17 protein-coding genes are annotated in these 19,962 nt (G+C 48.9%); 12 read left to right on the forward strand and 5 right to left on the reverse strand.

Features of this window, described 5'->3' with window-relative positions:
• The first annotated feature begins 64 nt into the window (after positions 1–64).
• From HC965_RS08185 to HC965_RS08210, 6 genes are all read left to right on the forward strand, one after another.
• On the forward strand, positions 65–1,582 hold the full coding sequence (locus tag HC965_RS08185; RefSeq protein ID WP_191031034.1) for a DUF4301 family protein: 1,518 nt from the start codon (positions 65–67) through the stop codon (positions 1,580–1,582).
• Positions 1,583–1,706: 124 nt separating this feature from the next.
• Positions 1,707–2,330: a chloramphenicol acetyltransferase gene (locus tag HC965_RS08190; RefSeq protein WP_191031035.1), complete on the forward strand. Its 624-nt coding sequence runs from the start codon at positions 1,707–1,709 to the stop codon at positions 2,328–2,330.
• 31 nt (positions 2,331–2,361) lie between these two features.
• On the forward strand, positions 2,362–3,813 hold the full coding sequence (locus HC965_RS08195; protein ID WP_191031036.1) for an acyloxyacyl hydrolase: 1,452 nt from the start codon (positions 2,362–2,364) through the stop codon (positions 3,811–3,813).
• Positions 3,814–3,825: 12 nt separating this feature from the next.
• Positions 3,826–4,422, forward strand: a complete 597-nt coding sequence (locus tag HC965_RS08200) for a methylated-DNA--[protein]-cysteine S-methyltransferase (RefSeq protein WP_191031037.1) — start codon at positions 3,826–3,828, stop codon at positions 4,420–4,422.
• 106 nt (positions 4,423–4,528) lie between these two features.
• Positions 4,529–5,695: a formate-dependent phosphoribosylglycinamide formyltransferase gene (purT, locus tag HC965_RS08205; protein WP_191031404.1), complete on the forward strand. Its 1,167-nt coding sequence runs from the start codon at positions 4,529–4,531 to the stop codon at positions 5,693–5,695.
• 18 nt (positions 5,696–5,713) lie between these two features.
• A complete protein-coding gene (locus tag HC965_RS08210) occupies positions 5,714–6,649 on the forward strand; it encodes an outer membrane beta-barrel protein (RefSeq protein WP_191031038.1) in 936 nt (311 codons plus the stop codon).
• 191 nt (positions 6,650–6,840) lie between these two features.
• On the opposite strand, the gene HC965_RS08215 is transcribed toward HC965_RS08210, so the two are convergent.
• The 5 genes from HC965_RS08215 to HC965_RS08235 all read right to left on the reverse strand — a co-directional run bounded on the left by HC965_RS08215 (position 6,841) and on the right by HC965_RS08235 (position 15,145).
• On the reverse strand, positions 6,841–7,998 hold the full coding sequence (locus HC965_RS08215; protein WP_191031039.1) for a FimB/Mfa2 family fimbrial subunit: 1,158 nt from the start codon (positions 7,996–7,998) through the stop codon (positions 6,841–6,843).
• A 30-nt stretch (positions 7,999–8,028) separates the two neighbouring features.
• A complete protein-coding gene (locus HC965_RS08220) occupies positions 8,029–12,294 on the reverse strand; it encodes a hypothetical protein (RefSeq protein ID WP_191031040.1) in 4,266 nt (1,421 codons plus the stop codon).
• A 103-nt stretch (positions 12,295–12,397) separates the two neighbouring features.
• Positions 12,398–13,615 (reverse strand): hypothetical protein, encoded by a 1,218-nt coding sequence (locus HC965_RS08225; RefSeq protein ID WP_191031041.1) that lies wholly within the window; start codon positions 13,613–13,615, stop codon positions 12,398–12,400.
• Between the two features lie 44 nt (positions 13,616–13,659).
• A complete protein-coding gene (locus HC965_RS08230) occupies positions 13,660–14,592 on the reverse strand; it encodes a hypothetical protein (RefSeq protein ID WP_191031042.1) in 933 nt (310 codons plus the stop codon).
• 16 nt (positions 14,593–14,608) lie between these two features.
• Complete coding sequence (locus HC965_RS08235; RefSeq protein ID WP_191031043.1) at positions 14,609–15,145, reverse strand: DUF3575 domain-containing protein; 537 nt, start codon at positions 15,143–15,145, stop codon at positions 14,609–14,611.
• A 564-nt stretch (positions 15,146–15,709) separates the two neighbouring features.
• On the opposite strand from HC965_RS08235, the gene atpD reads away from it, so the two are divergent.
• The 6 genes from atpD (at position 15,710) to atpF (ending at position 19,959) form a co-directional block, all read left to right on the forward strand.
• On the forward strand, positions 15,710–17,227 hold the full coding sequence (gene atpD / locus HC965_RS08240; protein ID WP_191031044.1) for a F0F1 ATP synthase subunit beta: 1,518 nt from the start codon (positions 15,710–15,712) through the stop codon (positions 17,225–17,227).
• A 12-nt stretch (positions 17,228–17,239) separates the two neighbouring features.
• A complete protein-coding gene (gene atpC, locus HC965_RS08245) occupies positions 17,240–17,485 on the forward strand; it encodes an ATP synthase F1 subunit epsilon (protein ID WP_022137275.1) in 246 nt (81 codons plus the stop codon).
• Between the two features lie 106 nt (positions 17,486–17,591).
• A complete protein-coding gene (locus HC965_RS08250) occupies positions 17,592–18,026 on the forward strand; it encodes a hypothetical protein (RefSeq protein WP_191031045.1) in 435 nt (144 codons plus the stop codon).
• Positions 18,010–19,149, forward strand: coding sequence for a F0F1 ATP synthase subunit A (gene atpB / locus HC965_RS08255; protein ID WP_191031046.1), 1,140 nt, complete (start codon positions 18,010–18,012; stop codon positions 19,147–19,149). Before HC965_RS08250 ends, atpB begins: the two co-directional genes overlap by 17 nt.
• Before the next feature lie 44 nt (positions 19,150–19,193).
• A complete protein-coding gene (atpE, locus tag HC965_RS08260; RefSeq protein WP_024988623.1) occupies positions 19,194–19,451 on the forward strand; it encodes an ATP synthase F0 subunit C in 258 nt (85 codons plus the stop codon).
• Between the two features lie 4 nt (positions 19,452–19,455).
• Positions 19,456–19,959, forward strand: coding sequence for a F0F1 ATP synthase subunit B (atpF, locus tag HC965_RS08265; RefSeq protein ID WP_191031047.1), 504 nt, complete (start codon positions 19,456–19,458; stop codon positions 19,957–19,959).
• Positions 19,960–19,962: the final 3 nt, after the last annotated feature.

A 19,962-nucleotide genomic window follows, 5' to 3' on the forward strand; every position in this document is an offset into this window, starting at 1 on the left:
GTTATTCGGTAAGAAGTAAATAACATTTTGTATTTTTGGGCATCAATTAATAAATTTAGATAGTATGATAACGACACAGGACAAAGAGTTGCTTGCCAAGAAAGGCATCACGGAAGAACAAATAGCCGAGCAACTGGCTTGCTTCCAGACAGGTTTTCCTTTTTTGAGACTGGACGCTGCCGCTTCCATCGAGAAAGGTATATTAGCCCCCGGCGCTGAAGAGCAGAAAGCATATTTGGCAGCGTGGGACGCATATACAAACACAGATAAGACTATTGTGAAGTTTGTACCGGCTTCGGGTGCCGCGAGCCGTATGTTCAAGAACCTCTTCGAGTTTCTGTCTGCCGACTATGACGTGCCGACTACAAAATTCGAACAAGTATTCTTCGACGGTATCAACGATTTTGCTTTCTATGATGACCTCAATGTAGCTTGCCAGCGTACAGCCGGAAAAGACATTCCCGGATTAATCGAAGCAGGCAACTATAAAGCCGTAGTTTCCGCATTGCTCGAAACTGCCGGGCTGAATTACGGCGCACTGCCGAAAGGTCTGCTCAAATTCCATAAATATCCCGAAGGCGCACGCACTCCGCTAGAAGAGCACCTTGCCGAAGGAGCCATGTACGCAGCCGGAAAGAGCGGCAAAGTCAACGTGCACTTCACCGTATCTACCGAGCATCGCGAACTCTTCAAGAAACTGGTGGAAGAAAAGTCCGGCGAATTTGCCAAACGCTACGGAGTGGATTACTACATCACCTTCTCCGAGCAGAAACCGAGTACCGACACCATTGCTGCCGATATGGACAACCAACCGTTCCGCGACAACGACAAACTGCTGTTCCGTCCGGGTGGACACGGCGCGTTGATTGAGAATCTGAACGACCTCGATGCCGATATTATCTTTATCAAGAACATCGACAACGTTGTCCCCGACAAACTGAAGGAAGATACCGTTACTTATAAGAAACTGATTGCCGGCGTACTCGTCTCCCTGCAAAAGCAGGCGTTCGAATACCTCGAACTGCTCGACAGCGGCAAATACACGCACGACCAAATGATGGAAATGCTTCAGTTCCTGCAAAAGAAACTTTTCTGCAAGAATCCGGAAACGAAAGACCTCGAAGATTCCGTACTCGCCATCTATCTGAAGAACAAACTGAACCGTCCGATGCGTGTCTGCGGAATGGTGAAGAACGTAGGCGAACCGGGTGGAGGCCCGTTCCTTGCATACAACAGTGACGGAACGATTTCCCTGCAAATCCTCGAAAGCTCGCAAATCGACATGAACGACCCCGAGAAGAAGGAAATGTTCGAGAATGGTACGCACTTCAATCCGGTAGACCTAGTATGTGCCGTACGTGACTATAAAGGTCATAAATTCGATTTAGTGAACTACGTAGATAAGGCAACAGGCTTCATCTCCTACAAATCAAAGAACGGCAAAGACCTGAAAGCTCTCGAACTCCCCGGATTGTGGAACGGTGCGATGAGCGACTGGAACACCGTATTTGTAGAAGTTCCCCTCTCTACCTTCAATCCGGTGAAGACGGTGAACGACCTGCTGCGCGAGCAACATCAGTAAAGCAAAAAGGCGACCGCCCGGTCGGGGAAAACCGGGCAGCCGCTTCCCACAAATTAACAGCCCGGTTGCGTTTGAGCGGCTTTGCGTCCGCAAGCAACCGGCTATTTAAAAAAGAGTGTTTAGAATGAATCAGATTGAGAAAATCATTGATATTGCTACCTGGAACAGAAAAGAACATTTCGAGCACTTCTGTGCTTTTGACGACCCGTTTTTCGGAGTGACGGTCAATGTAGACTGCACCCGTGCGTATCAGGAAGCCAAGGACAAAGGCGTATCTTTCTCCCTCTTACTCCTGCACCGGATTATCACCGCTGCCGCCAAAGTCGAAGAATTTCGTTACCGTATCGAAGGGGATAGGGTAGTGTGTTATGACAGTCTTCTGCCCGAAGCCACCGTAGGCCGTGCCGACCATACGTTTTCTTTCGCCGCCTTCGAATATGACCCGGACGAACTTACCTTCATCCGCAAAGCGAAAGCCGAAATGGAACGTCTGCAAGCCACCACCGGACTGAACAAAGGGGGAACATTCCACCCTAACGCCATCCATTACTCGGCTGTTCCGTGGCTCACTTTCACAGATATGAAACACCCCACCAATATGCGTTCGGGCGATAGCGTCCCCAAAATCTCCACCGGAAAGTATTTCCGCGAAGGAGAGAAACTGCTGCTGCCTGTCTCCGTCACTTGTCATCATGGACTGATGGATGGTTATCATGTCGCCAAGTTTATTGAAATCCTCGATTTATAAACTTCGTTCTAAAAAGACAAAGTAGACGTCTATGAGATTCAAAGCACCAAGATGGAAAGCCATCGCCTTCCGCACTGCCTTCCGTTATGTATTCCGTTCGGCATCCCGCACTGCCTTCCGTTTTACCTTCTGTTCGACATTACTTTTTCCGGGAGCTTTCTTACATTCACAGGAAGTCCGGCAGGATACACTGGAAGCTACCCGTCAGAATGTGGAGCAACTTCAGGAAGTTGTACGTGAACTCCGTCAAGAAGTCAGGAAGCTACAGGAAGAAATCCGCGGACTCCGGCAGGGAAATTTCCCGGAATACGGGGAATACGGATTCGATTCCGTTTCGGCATACACTTCCCATCGCTTTATCCATCGCCTGGGCATAGAAGCCCGCCCGCAATACGTATTTCCCACCAATCCTTTCCTGCGAGGAGAGAACGAGCGGTGGAAACCGATTCAGACGTCTTTTTCCGCCCATCTGAAATATTCATTCAAATTTCGTCCCAATACTTGTGCCGACCGAATTTATGGCGGTGCCTATCAAGGTTTCGGCTTGGCATTCACTACCTTTGGCGACAAAAAACAGCTCGGTGACCCTTTCACTTTCTACCTGTTTCAAGGCGCACGCATCGCACGTTTCAATCCGCGCCTTTCGCTCAATTACGAGTGGAATTTCGGTATTTCCGCCGGATGGCAGCCGTATGACAATGATTATAATTCCTATAACGGAGCTGTCGGCTCCCGCATGAATGCTTACCTCAATGCAGGCATTTACTTGAACTGGGCGTTCTCCCGCTATTTCGACCTGATAATTGGTGGCGACTTCACGCATTTCTCCAACGGAAACACCAAGTTTCCCAACGCAGGAGTGAACACTACCGGAGCTAAAATCGGACTGGTCTACAACTTCAACCGTGAAGAATCCGACCTGACCAAATCGCTGGTAACTCCTTTGATTCCCCGCTTCCCGCGCCACATTAGTTATGACCTTGTCATGTTTGGCTCATGGCGACGGAAAGGAGTATATGTAGAGAGTGGAAAACAGATTGCTTCTCCCGGCAGTTATCCCGTGGCAGGATTCAACTTTGCCCCGATGTACAATCTCAATTATAAATTCCGTTTCGGAGTTTCGTTGGATGGTGTCTATGATGGCAGTGCCAATGTCTATATCGAAGATGTCATTACAGAATACGGAGATACCGGTGCCCGCCGTTTTTGCAGACCGGGACTTCAGAATCAGCTTGCCCTGGGACTTTCGGGACGTGCGGAATACGTGATGCCTTATTTCACAATCGGCGTCGGCCTTGGCTCGAACGTACTTGGACGTGGCGACTTGCGTGGCTTATACCAGGTATTTGCCTTAAAGATGAACATCACCCGTAGTTCATTCCTCCACATCGGCTACAACCTTCAGAACTTCCAGACTCCTAATTATCTGATGCTCGGACTCGGTTTCCGTTTCCATAATAAATATCCCAAAGTACGTCACTAAATACACAGCGTTATGATGAGGAATCAGCCTCCTGCAATCATTGAGGTTATCAGTCCTGAAGAGTGTCAATCTTCCGGCAAGGGTTGGACGATGGAATACGGCTTTGCCGATACTCCTTTCGGACAGTGCTTCATAGCTTCCACCCCGCAAGGCATCTGCAACTTCCAGTTTGTGGACGATGACGCAGAAGAAATCTTGTCCGCCCATAAGGATGAATGGAAAGAAGCCGACCATGTACGCAACGACTCGATGGCGACCGATATTGTCTGGCATCTTTTCTCAGACCCACTCGGGAAACGCAGCGAACCTCTGAAACTTCACGTCAAAGGAACTCCCTTTCAGGTAGAAGTATGGGAAGCCCTGCTCACCATCCCTATGGGAACGGTAGTGACTTACAGCGAACTGGCTCAAATCATGCACCAAGAGAAAGCAGTACGTGCCGTAGCTTCTGCCATCGCACGCAATCCTGTCGGGCTGATTATTCCCTGTCACCGCGTGATTCGTACCGGCGGTGCTATCGGACAGTATCACTGGAAAAGTGAGCGGAAAGCGACTATCATAGGTTGGGAGAGGGCGCAATGCGAAGTCTTGTCTCATGGCAAGATATAGCCTGACTCCACAAATTGCATTTCTGCCGAACTATTTCCCTTTTATGGGTGCGATAGTTCATTGAAATATACTAATTTTGCATCACTAATATAAAACACTCAAAATGATGAAGAAAATACTGTTACTCGGTTCAGGAGAACTTGGAAAAGAGTTTGTAATCTCAGCTCAGCGCAAAGGTCAGCATATCATTGCCTGTGACTCTTATGCGGGAGCACCCGCTATGCAAGTGGCCGATGAATTTGAAGTATTCGACATGCTGAACGGTGAAGAACTGGAACGTGTCGTAAAGAAACACCAGCCGGACATTATCGTGCCGGAGATTGAAGCTATCCGCACAGAACGCCTGTACGACTTCGAGAAAGAAGGAATCCAGGTAGTGCCCAGCGCACGTGCCGTCAACTTCACGATGAATCGCAAAGCCATCCGCGACCTTGCCGCTAAAGAACTAGGACTGAAAACAGCCAAATATTTCTACGCCAAGACACTGGAAGAACTGAAAGAAGCTGCCGCTCAAATCGGTTTCCCCTGTGTGGTAAAACCTTTAATGTCATCATCCGGTAAAGGACAATCCCTTGTGAAGAGCACCGACGAACTCGAACACGCCTGGGAATACGGATGCAGTGGCAGCCGTGGTGATATCCGCGAACTTATCATCGAAGAATTTATTAAGTTCGACAGCGAAATCACCCTGTTGACAGTTACTCAAAAGAACGGCCCTACCTTGTTCTGCCCGCCCATCGGACACGTACAGAAAGGTGGCGACTACCGTGAAAGTTTCCAACCCGCACATATCGACCCCGCCCATCTGAAAGAAGCGGAAGAAATGGCAGAAAAAGTAACCCGTGCCCTGACAGGCGCCGGACTGTGGGGAGTAGAATTCTTCCTGAGCCACGAAAACGGAGTTTACTTCTCCGAACTTTCTCCACGTCCGCACGATACGGGTATGGTGACATTGGCAGGAACGCAAAACCTGAACGAATTTGAACTCCATCTCCGTGCCGTCCTCGGTCTGCCTATCCCCGGCATCAAGCAGGAGCGGATAGGGGCAAGCGCCGTTATCCTTTCTCCGATTGCCAGCCAGGAACGTCCTCAATACCGCGGACTGGAAGAGGTGACCAAAGAAGAAGATACCTATCTCCGCATATTCGGCAAACCGTTTACCCGTGTCAACCGCCGCATGGGAGTAGTACTCTGCTATGCTCCGCTGGATTCCGACCTTGACGCACTGCGTGACAAGGCAAAGGCAATCGCTGAGAGAGTAGAAGTGTGCTAAAGCCCCAAAAAACATATTATGAAAGCAGCCAATTTCTTTGCAGGTGCAACCCTGTTGTTACTGACCGCTTGTTCGCCTAAAGTAACGACTCATATTACGAAATCCTATCCGGGTATTATTCCTGTGGATTCGGTGTCTGTGATTGAATTGGGGGAAACCATCCCCAATACAGCCAAAATGATAGGGCGTGTCTTTGTGGCAGACCGGAGCACTTCCACAAATTGCGAATACGACCAAGTGCTGCGCCTTGCAAAGGAAGCTACCGGAAAGAATGGTGGAAACGGGCTTGCCATCACCGAGCATCTCGCACCTTCTCGCTGGAGAAGTCCCTGTCATCAGATTTCCGGCCTGATGCTTCGTCTTTCGGATATGGAAGTGGATACCCTGAAAGTAAATTCGCTACAAGATATGGTTGACCTCGAACATTTGGAAGCTAGAAAGCGGAAAGAGGGAAGGCGTGCTCCTGCCAACACTTTCGAAGGAAGTATAGGTTACGGATGGATAACAAGCAGTATTTATGATGCCGATGGATATTCTATGGGAAGCAAAAGCGGACTGGAGTGGAAGTTTTCTTATGAATATACCTGGAGCAGCAATTGGGGTGTCGGATTACAATATTCCGGTTTCCGGACATCTTTCCCCGGTGGAAATATGACGCTTTCTTATATCGCTCCGGAATGGGTGGCACGCTACCGATGGAATAAATTGATATTGAAAGCGGGTTTGGGTATAGGCGCATTCCTTTATCATGAACCTTTTTATAATTCCGCCGGAGTGGGAGCACATGTTACGGTAGGTTTAGAATATATGCTTACTAATCATTGGGGCGTCGGCGTTTCTCTTAACACGGTTAATGGAACGCTGCCCGACCGCGGCGATGTGATACTGAATGATAATGAGCGTACCGGAGTTAGTCGTATCAATGTTCTTGGGGGATTGCGTTACTATTTCTGATTATCACTGGAGTGTTCTTCATGAACTTCGTAATCGCAAGCTGAAAGAAATGGGTATGACAAACGATTTTATATCCGAATCTACCGGACTTTCAAAAGAAGAAATAGAAAGACTCTAAAATCAACTGATTATAATAAGATATAATGATAACTATTCCCGTTTCAAAATTATATTGAAACGGGAATTTTGTATTAAAGATTAAAATTCATCACTCTTGCCTGCACTCCGGCTCTCGTCTCTATTGCCCCCAAATTGATGGGAACAAGCGGCGTGCCTATTCCATAGAAATGATTGGCAATGATGGGGAAGCGATAAACACCTTGCGGGTCGATAATACCCGTACCGTTTCCGGTAGAAGAATTAGAGTCGTCACTATCAGAGAGAGTGACACGTGCCGAGCGTAACGTATTTCCGGCAGCATCCACAAGTTCCACTTTCAGCGAAAAATCATTTGCATTCACGACGGCAGGAGCCGGAACAGGCAACACATAAGACCCTTTGGATAACGTGGCGATAGGCAAAGTGCCTGCGGGCACGGGGATTTGTACCAATACCTGTCCGCCGGTGGAAGCGGAGAGGGGACTAGCTATGTAATCCTTGAATACAGGAGTCTGGCTGCGTTGCAATAAGGGGACACTCTTGTTCTGCTGCGTATAGAGAGTAATGCGTATGGCGGATACCGTAGTAGCCCCAACCAATGTAGGGACATTCGTAAACCAACCCATCACGCCCGCTACCCGTCGCCAAAGGTCTACATTGCCCTGCGCACCGGCATAGGTGGGTGTCAGCACGGTGGCTCCGGCGAAAAGTTCGGAAGTGCGTATATTGCTCCAAGTAGCTGTTTCCGTACCTGACAAGGTAGCGACAGCATTGCCCAGCGTAGTGGTATTCACTTGTATCGCAGCGGGGAGTCCATAGGTAGTGCGGGAAGACGCATCCATGCCGACAGCGAGGAAAGTATAAGGAGTATCCTTTACAAGTCCTTCATACTTCACGTGATACTTCATAGTAGCCGTCACCGTAGGCGGAATATTGCCGAAATAGGCAGACCACCCCACATCTTCGGACGCTATGCAGACAGCAGCATCACCCGTACCATTGAAAATATAGAGCTGAACGGACGTCACATGCTGAATATTCCCCGAACCGGGCAGCTCGGTACGGGTGCTCGCCGGGTCGGCACTCAGCGACAGTTCGCCTGCTACGGTAAAATCAAGAATTACTTCTCCCGCTTTTTCCTGGGGGACGGGTTCTGTCAGTTCTTCTATCTCTTCTCCTTGTTGGCAGGCGGCCATCAGCACCGCCGACAGCCAAAACGCTAACTTTCTTCCTATGTAATTCCGTTTCATAAGGTTCTATTTTTCAGATATTATTCTTGATTATTCATTCCTCATCAGGTAAAACCTTCCCACGTTTGTGGATAGTATTCCTAAGTCAAGCGTCGTTTCCGATGCGGATAATGACGTTCGTTTTCCCGTCTGCGTATCCACGAACGACCAGTTTTTCCAAGTGTCTCCACTGCCGTGGGAGAGTTTCAGCGTCACCCGTGCAGGGTCGCGCAGGCTGAATCCCAAAGGAATCTGAACGGCGCTGTTGAGTTGCTGTATATCGAGCGCTTTCCCGTCGACAATGCTGAACACGGCAATGGCGGGAGCTACTTCGTTGTCCATCAACAGTTCGGAGTCTTCGCCTGCACGAAAATCGTCACGGGCGGAAGAGGACAGGCGTATCAGGCAACCGGAGGTGGTGCTTCCCGCTGTTGCCGAGAGTAGCAGGGCGGGGCGTGAAGCGGAGGAAGTACCGGATAAAGACAGGGCACGGGTGCTACGCATCAATCCGCCCGAACCGGGAGCTTGTGTCAGGGCAGCTTCGGTGAATTTCACGGATAGTCCGGTGGAAGGCACACTGACAGTGACAAAAAACGACTGCATCGGCGCGATGTACTGGAAATTGCTGCCGTTCGTCAATAACTGTCCGTCTGCTTTGATGACGGAATTGTTGCTGTTGCCGTCATATACCTTGGCAGACGTAACCGTAGGATTGTCCGTCATGAAACGGTCGATACGTATATGCGTCATAAACGGATTTCCGATAAGGAAGCTCGTTCCGATGGCTTTGTTCGTAGCGTTTACGGTATAGGGGAAGGAGACTGCCCCGCTACTGTTCTCGTAGATAAAGCGTCCGGAAAGCGTGCGCGTCAGGTTTTCGCTGTACGAAGTTCCCTGTCCCGACATATTATAATAGGTATAATGCGTATGCACTTTCGGGAAACGGAATGTGAGCGTGCTGCCCGATACCGATTCTTTGTCGGCAAGCAGGGAGAAGCCCATGCCTGCGGTGTAGGCTTGGTTCAACGCGTTGAAAGGCGGTGTCCAGTTGGTCTTGTCCGGGGTGACGGTGACGGGGGTAAGCGTTCCGCCACTTATCTTCTGTCCGGGGGCGTCATGGCTCCATAGACGTTGGTAGATACGGGGGCTGAAACGATTTTCGGGGGAAGTCGTTTCGTTCAGGGTCACGAAGAAGTCGTTGTTCTGAGTTCCGCTCATGGAAGCGGGGATAAACATATCTCCCGTGAAAGTGGCTTTCAATGGGGCTGACAGCATATAGTAACGTCCGGATTGCAGAGCCATTTCCGCCCATGCCTGCGAATAGGTGAGATAATGAGTGTTTACTATCTCCGCGTTCGGGGCAAAGTGGAGATTGTTGCAATAGTTGGCGTCGCCTTGCACGAGTACAGGGTAGAGGGCGGCGCCGGACGGGATAATGACGTCCGTACATTGCCACGGGCTTCCGTCGCTCCAGTTGGCCCACGTGTTCCAGTTGGAAGTTCCTGCGTTGGTTTTCCAGGTGGTGCGCAGCGGGTGGACGGTGGAGTGGATGCCGTTGTAATATAACTTCGTGCCGCCGGCATCATAGATGGAGATATAATAATCGCCTGCGGGCATATTGGCAATGGTAAAGGTCTGATTGGTGAGGGTGACTGTTTTATCCGTCACTTCATTATTCTTGGCGACGTTGTAGAAACGCAGCAGATAATTGTTGCCGTTCGTTCCGCCCTTCACTTGCAGCGAGATGGGGCTGCCCTGGCAGAGATGCGAGGTGACACCAAGGAAATCAATCGTCTCATCTCCCCCCGGAGTGACTTCGGCGCAGTCGGGGATACCGTCGCCATTACTGTCCTGACGGGTATAGACTCCCGCCAGTTGGATGGTCTTCAGCGCATCGACAACTCCGGCAAAGGTAATCCGCACTTCATCAAAAGGAGCGGAAGTAGGAGTCGTCTCCATGTATTGCTTGCCGCCCGTACCGATGACATCCAGTCCCAGCACACCGCCTGTTCCGGTCTGTCCCACCAGTACGCCGGCGTTATAGACGGAGAGGGTAGTCCAGTTTATCAGGTTGGCTCCGGCTATTCCGGCAGGGTCTACCACGATAAAGCCCACGGGTTGTTTCTGCTGTATCCGGTTGAACTTCACAGCCACGGTGACCGCTCCCAATACGTTGGTGGCGGTAATGGTGGAATAGCTGTTCTCGTCGGCATCTATCAGGTTACCCAGGTTGTTGATGGAAGTTCCTACATTGGCTACGCCCGGACTGCCGGTAGCGGCATAGTTGATGGTCGCTCCGTAGGTGGAAGGCGTCATAAGCTGAAGGCAGGCATTGGCTACGCTGCTGCTGTAACAGTTGTCGCTCACGTTCTCCCAATAGACGTAGTAGATGCGGAAAGCATTCAGATTGAGGTTGAGTATGCCGCCTGTCCAAAGTTCGATGGCATCGAACTCCTGGTTGGTAGTGACACCGACGCGTACTTTATTGCCACTGTCGCCTATCAGTCCGGCGGAGATGGCATTATTATCGTCTGCGGTGCTCTCAAATACTTTCACGCCGTTTCGATAGAGGCGGATGATAAGGAATTTGAGCGCATTGACACTGATCAGTTTCGCGGAAGTCTGGATGACAAATCCCGTGCGGATTTGCGCTTTTGCGCTATTGACGGGAGTGGCGGCTGCCGTCTGAACACCTACGATGGAAGTATTGGCGGCAATGCTCGCTACATTATAATAGGTGATATAGTTGTCGGGATTGCTGTCTATAAGGTTGCTTTTCCCTGTGAAATTGGTGCCTTCGCCTACGCATAACAGGCATCCGCCGCCGGAAGGGGCGTAAACGGTAGCTCCGTTGCTAGTGGCGGTTATCATTGTGTTACAGGAAGCGGAGCCATTGGACACGGCGTTGCGGGTGATGGTAGCGGTCTGTGTGTAGACTGTACCGTTAGCTGCGGTGTAGGTTCCTGTCACTTGATAGTCGCCGTTGACGGTCATTCCCGTTATTTTATTGTTGCTGATGGCGGGGGCAGCTCCTGACGGGTAGCTGTTGAGGACGTAACTCACGCTTCCGGTGGCAGGGGTAACTAATTGGTAAGAATTGCCTGTGATGGTAGCATTGCTTAATGAGAAAAAGCTCGAAGGGTCTACTACCGACGCGTCACGCACAAAGGCGTAATTGATGGTGGTAGTGCTTAGATTGACATTCACTCCCGAAAATTGTATTTTGATCTGTGTGCAGGGTTTCTTCAAAACCATGCTGACTTGCGTGCCACCGCCCACAATGGCGGAGATACCAAGCAGGTTACTGACGGAGACTTGTTCCTGTTGCGCGTCGTTGGCGTCATAGGTAGTCAGTACGGTTGTCCCCAATAAGCTGATATTGGCTAGTCCGAGGTTGGAGAGGTTGAAACCGACTTCGGCTCCTATGGGGATTACTTGTTTGAAATTGATTGTGGCACGAGGTTGTAATAATGCACCTATCAGGCCGAAAGAAGGCCCGTTGGTCAGGTTGGCATCTATCAGTTCGCCACTGTTGGGGACGGTAGTCCAAGTCAAATCGAGACCGGCATTGGCATGCACTGCCACACCGTTTGTATAGTAAGCGTTTCCGGTTACGGCAGGCTGTATGGGGTTGTCGCCTACAAAGGCGTAATATAGTTTCAAAGCTGTGAGTACGGTGGCGGAGATGCCATACATACCTATTTTTATTTCATCAAAAGGTTTGGTGAGCGAGGTAGTGATGGAAAGTGCCTGTTGCCCGCCGTTGTTGGCTGCGCCGATAAGGTTGAGTTGCAAGGTTTCCACTACTTGTGAGTCGCTGCCTTTCATTTCCTGTTCCACACCTTTGAGGTAGGTTTTCAGGTAGAAACCTTTCAGCACATCGAGCGTGAGCAGGGAGGAATTATCAAGTAAATAGACAAATCCGGCAGCTTGTCCGCCGGCATAGGTGCGGTTAACGTCACGCACGGACGCTATCTGGTTGCCTATCAGATTGGCGGTTGCCACGCCACTGAATGAGGCGGAGTTGGTGAGGTCGGTATCAAGCATATTGGCGATACCCTGATTGGCGTTGAGTACTTCTATCAAAGCGTTCGACATATCGTCTACGATACGTCCTTCACCCACTAGAGGAACCCTTCGGCTGGCTGTCCATGTCTTTCCACCATCGACGGATGTGAGGACGGATGTTGAGCCGGAAGTGGCTGCTATGGCTCTCGACGGAGGTATATCTGCGGGAGCGGGTATGATTTCTTCGTCCTGACACGCGAAAAGGCAGAGGAAGAAGGCGCAGCTTAGAAAGATATGTTTTGTTTTCATTGCAGGAAGAGGTTTTTTTAGTAACAGGGGTAAAAAGTGAAGAGGGTGTGCAGGGATTCTGTGGCTAAAATCTGTTCCGGCACACCCGCTTACTAAAAAAAGATTATTCTATACCAAGGTTGTAAATCGTATCCCAAGCATCGTTGATGGTGATGGTGATAACAGTTTCTTTGGACAGGTCAATCGGCTGGTCGTCATCGCCGGTTTCTCCGGGGTCGCTTGTACCGCCGTCGGTAGAACTGGCTACGTATTTCTGACCGATGGAGTAGAAGTAGTTACGCTGAACGTCGAATTCTTTTTCTCCTGCAAGGCCGTTATTTACTACATCCCAAGATTTCAGGATTACTCCGGCAGCGTTTTCCAGTTGTATGGTAAAGGTCGGTGTACTTGTCACTTTGGCAAACGGAACAAGGAATTTACCACTGAGAATACTGTTGGCTACAGTAGCGGTCAGACCGGTTTTGGCTGGAATATTAAATGTTTTGGTCAGATTTGTTCCGGCAGCAACGGTTTGGGCTACGAAGTCGGATATCAACGTGGCAAGATTGAACTCTAATACTTTGGTCTTAGTATTGTTTCCTGTACCATTCACCGGCAATGCACTCGGGAAAGTGAATGCTGACGCATGAGAAGATGCATATACGCGAACGTATGCTACAATGTCGGGGAGGTTGGTAGACGGGTTGGTGTACAATATAGGTACATTCTTGAAGTACCCCAGCAAACCGGCTACATGGCGACGTAGTTCGACTTCGCTGCTGGTTCCTGATTGTATATTACCATTCACTACGGTAAAGGTGTTCTTTCCGGCAAAAAGTTCGGACTCGTTGGTAGCTCCAGGAAGGGTAGCCGTGAACGCATCGTTGGCAGCACCGCCACCACTGATGGTATAGTCGGTCACTAGATTATAACCGTATGCCACTACAGTATATACCCCGTCAGTCGCCAGTTTGTTCAATTTGATGGTTTGGCTTGCTTTATGAGCCGGGCTGGGGTTGTCACCGGGAGCGGCGGGATCTGTCGGCCCTGCTGTCCAAGTGATTGGGTTCAGTGTACCTGCTGACAATGCAGCAGCCGTAACGTCTGTTCCTGACGGATTGTAAATGTACAGTTTGACGGCAGTCACATTGTTGGCTGCTTCGGAACTGTTCACGGGACGATTGGCACGAGTACCCAGTCCGTCACCGCCACTGTTGAGCGTCAGGGTAAGTTCAGAGCCGGGTTGAGCTGCGTCGGCACCTTCGACAGGCACTGTGTCATCATTGCTACAAGCTGCCAGCATCATCGCGCCGACAGCGGACAAAAATAAATACTTTTTCATTTGAGTTAAGTTTTAGAATTAAACAATATGTGAAAAAAACAAGATTAGTCTATATCCAGGTTGTAGATGATTTCCCAGGCATCATCTATCAACAGGAAGATGTTGAAGTCCCTTTTCTCGTCATCGTAGACGTATTTTAGGGTAGTCAGTTCATTACGTTTCAGGGTGACGTTCACATCTTTTGGGGTAAGGATGGGAGCTGTCCGCTCTGCTTTATCGTATAGGTTGATATGGACGGGAGATTGTAATTCTCCTATCGAAGGAGCTAAAATAGTGTACAGCACAACATTCGGAGCTGTATTCCAGGCGTCTTGCTTGCGCACGGTAATCGGATTACTGTATTCGAACTTGTGGTTCACTCGTTCGTATATCTGTCCGATGCTGTTGTCTTCATAGAGTACGGTGGCGGGCAGGTCGACGATTTGAACCAACAGTTTTCCCGTGGTGCGTTGAAGGTCAAGGGAATAGTGGACATGCTGGTCGTCATATACCAGTGTGTCATGTGCCAGGTAAATATCTTTTGCCTCTACTTGACTGGCGTGCAGGATGCTGGTCAGTGAATTGTCCGTCAACTGTGAGTTGTCCGCCAATCCGCCCCATACAGTCAGCACGTACTTACCGAACGGCAGGCACTCACAGAAAGTTACGGAGTGTACGGGTTCATTGTCCGTCACGTTGAATACTCCCTGTTCTTCTACGATGTCGCCGGTTGCCACATCGCGGAGCGTATAGTAGAGGGTGGGGACGTAGGCACGGAAGGCAAGGGATTCGCTCTTGCGTGTTTCCAACGGCACATTGTTGATATTAAAATAGTTCTTATCCTTCACAGTGAGTTCCACTTGCAGGGGCGGACAAGGTTTCAGGTCGTCTCTGATGCAGGAAGACAACAGCGGAAAAGTGGCAATGAGAAGGCACTGGATGCTTCTTTTGGCATACTTACGGATACGCAATCCATATAGGGGAATATCGGCTTTCATGTCGGTACGGATGAGGTTAGAAGATAAAATAGGTCAGGGATATGGCTATTTTGGTAGGACCGAAATAGTTCTTATGCTTCCGCTCGTAACATTTCTCGCAGGGCACTCGTGGACTTTCTTTATACCACAGATGGGCATATCCGATACCGATTGCTGCTTCCAGGTTCCAGTGGGGAGACAGAATCCAGTCATATCCATAAGTGAAACCGCCGCCCGCAAGGTAACCGTCATATCTTTTGGAACTGAACCCGCCATAGTACTGCGCACCGTGAAGGTGCACTCCGATGAAGTGTCCGTTGAACTTTTCGCAAGTCCAATATTTGAATTCCGGTTGTACCAGCCAGAAATGCATTTTCTTGTCATCCTTGAATGTCCACGGATTGTATGCGCCTACAACTTCGAAGGTTGTCTTGCTACCCAGGGAAAATTCAGCTCCAAGAGTGGGAGTTGTGGTCAGCCAGTAGAGCGTATTTGTCTTGATAGCTACATTCTGGGCTGTGAGAATTTGCCATATTCCGATGGTGGAAATTAGCAGCAACAGCGTTCGTTTCATAGGCTTGCTTCGTTTTCGGAAGACAACAGAAGCTGATTCTCATTTGTTTCGGAAATTTCAGGCTTTAATCTTCGTTAAGGAAACTATGGCGGGAGAGCGGATATATTGTATTTGAATATTATTGTGTTCGGACACAAAACTAGTTGTCTTTGCCACTATTTTATCTCTCCGGTAATGTGTTGATTTTAAATATAGGAGAGGAAAACTTTGCCTGAATATTCAGTTTATTGTTATTTTATCAGTAGAATATGTGATTTGCTGTGCAATTGTAATTAAAATATTCCTATTTTGGTACTTTTGTAGTTCTTCTTGGTCTAACAAGTGTTATCGAACAACAAATAATGAAAAAGGATGAACAATCTCACGGATTTGTTTCTACATTTGTGCCGTTGTTTATATAACTATTTCTTTTGGTGATAGTTTGCCGGAAATAGAAAAAGGATGAACAAAAATTGAACTTAGCTGTTTATTATAATAGTGAACAGGTAAAACGCGAAACGTTCCTTGCCATACTATTATTTTCAATAGGAATAGAGAAAGAATAATATAAATAAAAGATTGCTTATGTCACAGATTATCGGACATATCTCGCAGGTTATCGGCCCTGTGGTCGATGTGTACTTTGAAGGTACGGATGCAGAACTGGTGCTGCCAAGTATCCATGATGCACTGGAGATAAAAAGGCCAAACGGCAAAACACTGGTTGTGGAAGTTCAGCAACATATCGGTGAGAATACGGTGCGTACCGTAGCAATGGACAGTACCGACGGACTTCAGCGAGGCGTGAAGGTGTATCCCACCGGAGGCCCGATTACCATGCCAATCGGCGAACAGATTAAAGGCCGGTTGATGAACGTGGTCGGTGATTCTATCGACGGTATGAAAGACCTCAACCGCAAAGGTGCCTATTCCATCCACCGCGATCCCCCTAAATTTGAAGATTTGACAACTGTGCAGGAAGTGCTCTTCACAGGTATCAAGGTTATCGACCTGCTCGAACCGTATGCCAAAGGTGGTAAAATCGGTTTGTTCGGCGGTGCCGGTGTAGGAAAGACTGTATTGATTCAGGAACTTATCAACAATATCGCCAAGAAGCATAACGGATTCTCTGTATTCGCCGGAGTAGGTGAGCGTACCCGTGAAGGTAACGACTTGCTGCGCGAAATGATTGAATCGGGCGTTATCCGCTACGGCAAAGCATTCAAGGAAGGTATGGAGAAAGGTCACTGGGACCTCTCGAAAGTCGATTATAACGAACTGGAGAAATCGCAGGTATCACTGATATTCGGTCAGATGAACGAACCGCCGGGAGCACGTGCTTCCGTTGCATTGTCCGGACTGACGGTAGCGGAATCTTTCCGTGATGCCGGAAGCGAGGGCGAGAAACGCGATATCCTGTTCTTCATTGATAATATTTTCCGTTTCACGCAGGCCGGTTCAGAAGTGTCCGCCCTTTTGGGACGTATGCCTTCCGCCGTTGGCTACCAACCGACACTGGCTACGGAAATGGGTGCGATGCAGGAACGTATCACGTCTACCCGCAAAGGTTCTATCACTTCTGTACAGGCTGTGTATGTGCCTGCCGACGACTTGACAGACCCGGCTCCCGCAACGACTTTCAGCCACTTGGACGCGACTACCGTGCTCGACCGTAAGATTACGGAGCTGGGTATCTATCCGGCTGTAGACCCGTTGGCTTCTACTTCCCGTATCCTCGACCCGCACATCGTCGGCCAGGAACATTATGACGTAGCGCAGCGGGTGAAACAGATTCTGCAACGCAACAAGGAATTGCAGGATATTATCTCTATCCTCGGTATGGAGGAACTTTCGGAAGAGGACAAGATGGTAGTGAACCGCGCCCGCCGTGTGCAGCGTTTCCTTTCACAACCGTTTGCCGTAGCCGAACAGTTTACTGGTGTGCCGGGCGTGATGGTGACTATCGAAGATACGATTAAGGGATTCAAGATGATTTTGGACGGCGAAGTGGATTATCTTCCCGAACAGGCTTTCCTGAATGTCGGAACCATCGAGGAAGCGATAGAGAAAGGTAAGAAACTGCTGGAACAGGCAAAGAAATAAAAACATAGAGTGATGAAAGAACTGCATTTGAGTATAGTATCGCCCGAGAAGAGCATATTTGACGGAGATGTGAAGATTGTCACATTGCCGGGCACTATCGGGTCGTTTTCCATTCTTCCGGGGCATGCGCCCATCGTCTCGTCATTGAAAGCGGGTACGCTGAGTTACACGACGCTGGAAGGAGAGGAGCATACAATGGATATTCAGGGTGGTTTTGTCGAAATGAGTGACGGGACGGTTTCTGCCTGTATTTCCTGACGGAAACGGGAACTTTCCACAGAAACTTCTCCGCACGGAGAAAGACATCACACAAGATTGAAAAAGACGAGATTAAATAAGTACAGAAGAAAAACACAGTGACATTATGGTGAACATTAGTAAAACGAAACGGAACTTTATCGGTTTGCATACTTTATTTGCAATCTTAAGCGCGGCACTTGGGGCGGTTATTTTACACTTTGCTCTGCCCGGGCATTATTTCGGCGGATATCCGTTCATTCCGGTTTATTTCTATTTATTCGGTTTGTTTAGTATCTATATGTTTGACGCGTGCCGGCTGCACGCACCGCAGAGAATGTTACTGTTGTATATGGCGATAAAGATGGTAAAGATGATTCTTTCTATTATCCTGGTCTTGATTTATTGCCTTGCCGTACGCGAAGAAGCCAAAGCGTTTCTGCTTACGTTTATCTCGTTCTATTTGATATATCTGATATTCGAAACCTGGTTCTTCTTCTCCTTTGAAGTGAACCGGAAACTGAAGAAGAAAAATAAGAAGAAAAATGAAACAGTTGCATAACATAGTAGCTCCGTTGGTTCTGTTCTGCCTGATGATGGCGGTCGGCTTGCCTGTTCTTGCACAAGAACAGGCGGGGGAAGCGACTTCTCAAACGCAGGACGGGATTACTCCGAAAGAAGAAAAGGAGAACACGGTGGACGTGAAGGAAATCGTGTTCGGGCATATCGGCGACTCATACGAATGGCACATTACGACGTGGGGTAAGACGCAGATTATTATACCATTACCCATCATCGTTTATAGTGGTAGTACAGGTTGGCACGTGTTCCTTTCTTCCCGTCTCGAAGAGAATGGCGGTACGTATGAAGGACTCTCCATCGCTCCCGCAGGAAGTAAGTACGAAGGCAAATTGGTGGAATACGACGCGGCAGGTGAACAGGTTCGCCCCTGGGATATTTCTATTACGAAAGTGACGTTCGCTCTGCTGTTCAACAGCGTATTGCTGCTGGTTATCGTGTTGAGCGTGGCGCACTGGTACAGGAAACGTCCGCAAGGAGCCAAAGCGCCGGGTGGATTTATCGGATTTATGGAGATGTTCATCATGATGGTGAACGACGACATCATCAAGAGTTGTGTCGGCCCGAATTACCGGAAGTTTGCCCCGTATCTGCTGACAGCGTTCTTTTTTATCTTTATCAATAATATGATGGGATTGATTCCGCTCTTCCCCGGAGGTGCGAACGTGACGGGAAATATCGCTATTACGATGGTACTTGCGATATGTACATTCCTGGCAGTGAATATCTTCGGAACGAAGCATTATTGGAAAGATATCTTTTGGCCGGATGTGCCCTGGTGGCTGAAAGTGCCGGTGCCGATGATGCCGTTCATCGAGTTCTTCGGAATCTTTACGAAACCGTTTGCCTTGATGATTCGTCTTTTCGCCAATATGCTGGCGGGACACATGGCAATGCTAGTGCTCACTTGTCTGATATTCATCTCGGCAAGCATGGGGCCTGCGCTGAACGGCACGCTGACAGTGGCTTCCGTATTGTTCAACATCTTTATGAATGCGCTTGAACTATTGGTTGCTTTCATCCAGGCTTACGTATTTACCATGTTGTCGGCAGTGTTTATCGGACTGGCACAGGAAGGAGCCAAGGTCAAAGCAGAAGAGAAATAAATAATAAACAAGAGAAAATATAAACCATTTTAAAACTGAAAATTATGATCCTATCAGTATTGTTACAAGCCACTGCAGCAGCAGTAGGAGTAAGTAAATTAGGTGCAGCTATCGGTGCAGGTCTTGCAGTAATCGGAGCTGGTTTGGGTATTGGTAAAATTGGTGGTTCGGCTATGGAAGCTATCGCACGCCAGCCGGAAGCATCAGGTGATATCCGTATGAATATGATTATCGCAGCCGCCTTGATTGAAGGTGTGGCATTGTTGGCGGTAGTAGTTTGTCTGTTGGTATTCTTCCTCTAAGCCTATGTCATTACTATTACCTGATAGTGGCCTGTTGTTCTGGATGTTCCTCTCATTCGGGATTGTGTTCGTGATATTGGCAAAATACGGCTTCCCCGTCATCATCAAGATGGTGGAAGGCCGTAAGACCTATATCGACCAGTCCTTGGAGGTGGCGAGGGAAGCCAATGCGCAGTTGTCCAAGCTGAAAGCGGAAGGCGACGCATTGGTGGCTGCTGCCAACAAGGAACAGGGACGCATCTTGAAGGAAGCAATGGAAGAACGTGACAAGATTGTTCACGAGGCCCGCAAGCAAGCCGAGATAGCCGCACAAAAGGAACTGGATGCGGTGAAACAACAAATCCAGATTGAGAAGGACGAAGCTATCCGCGACATACGTCGCCAGGTGGCTGTTCTTTCGGTCGACATCGCCGAGAAGGTGCTCCGCAAGAATCTTGCGGACAAAGATGCGCAGATGGGCATGATTGACCGGATGCTGGATGAAGTATTAACCCCGAATAAGAACTAAGGA

It is taken from the genome of Bacteroides sp. GM023, from assembly GCF_014750685.1.
Classification (GTDB): Bacteria; Bacteroidota; Bacteroidia; order Bacteroidales; family Bacteroidaceae; genus Bacteroides.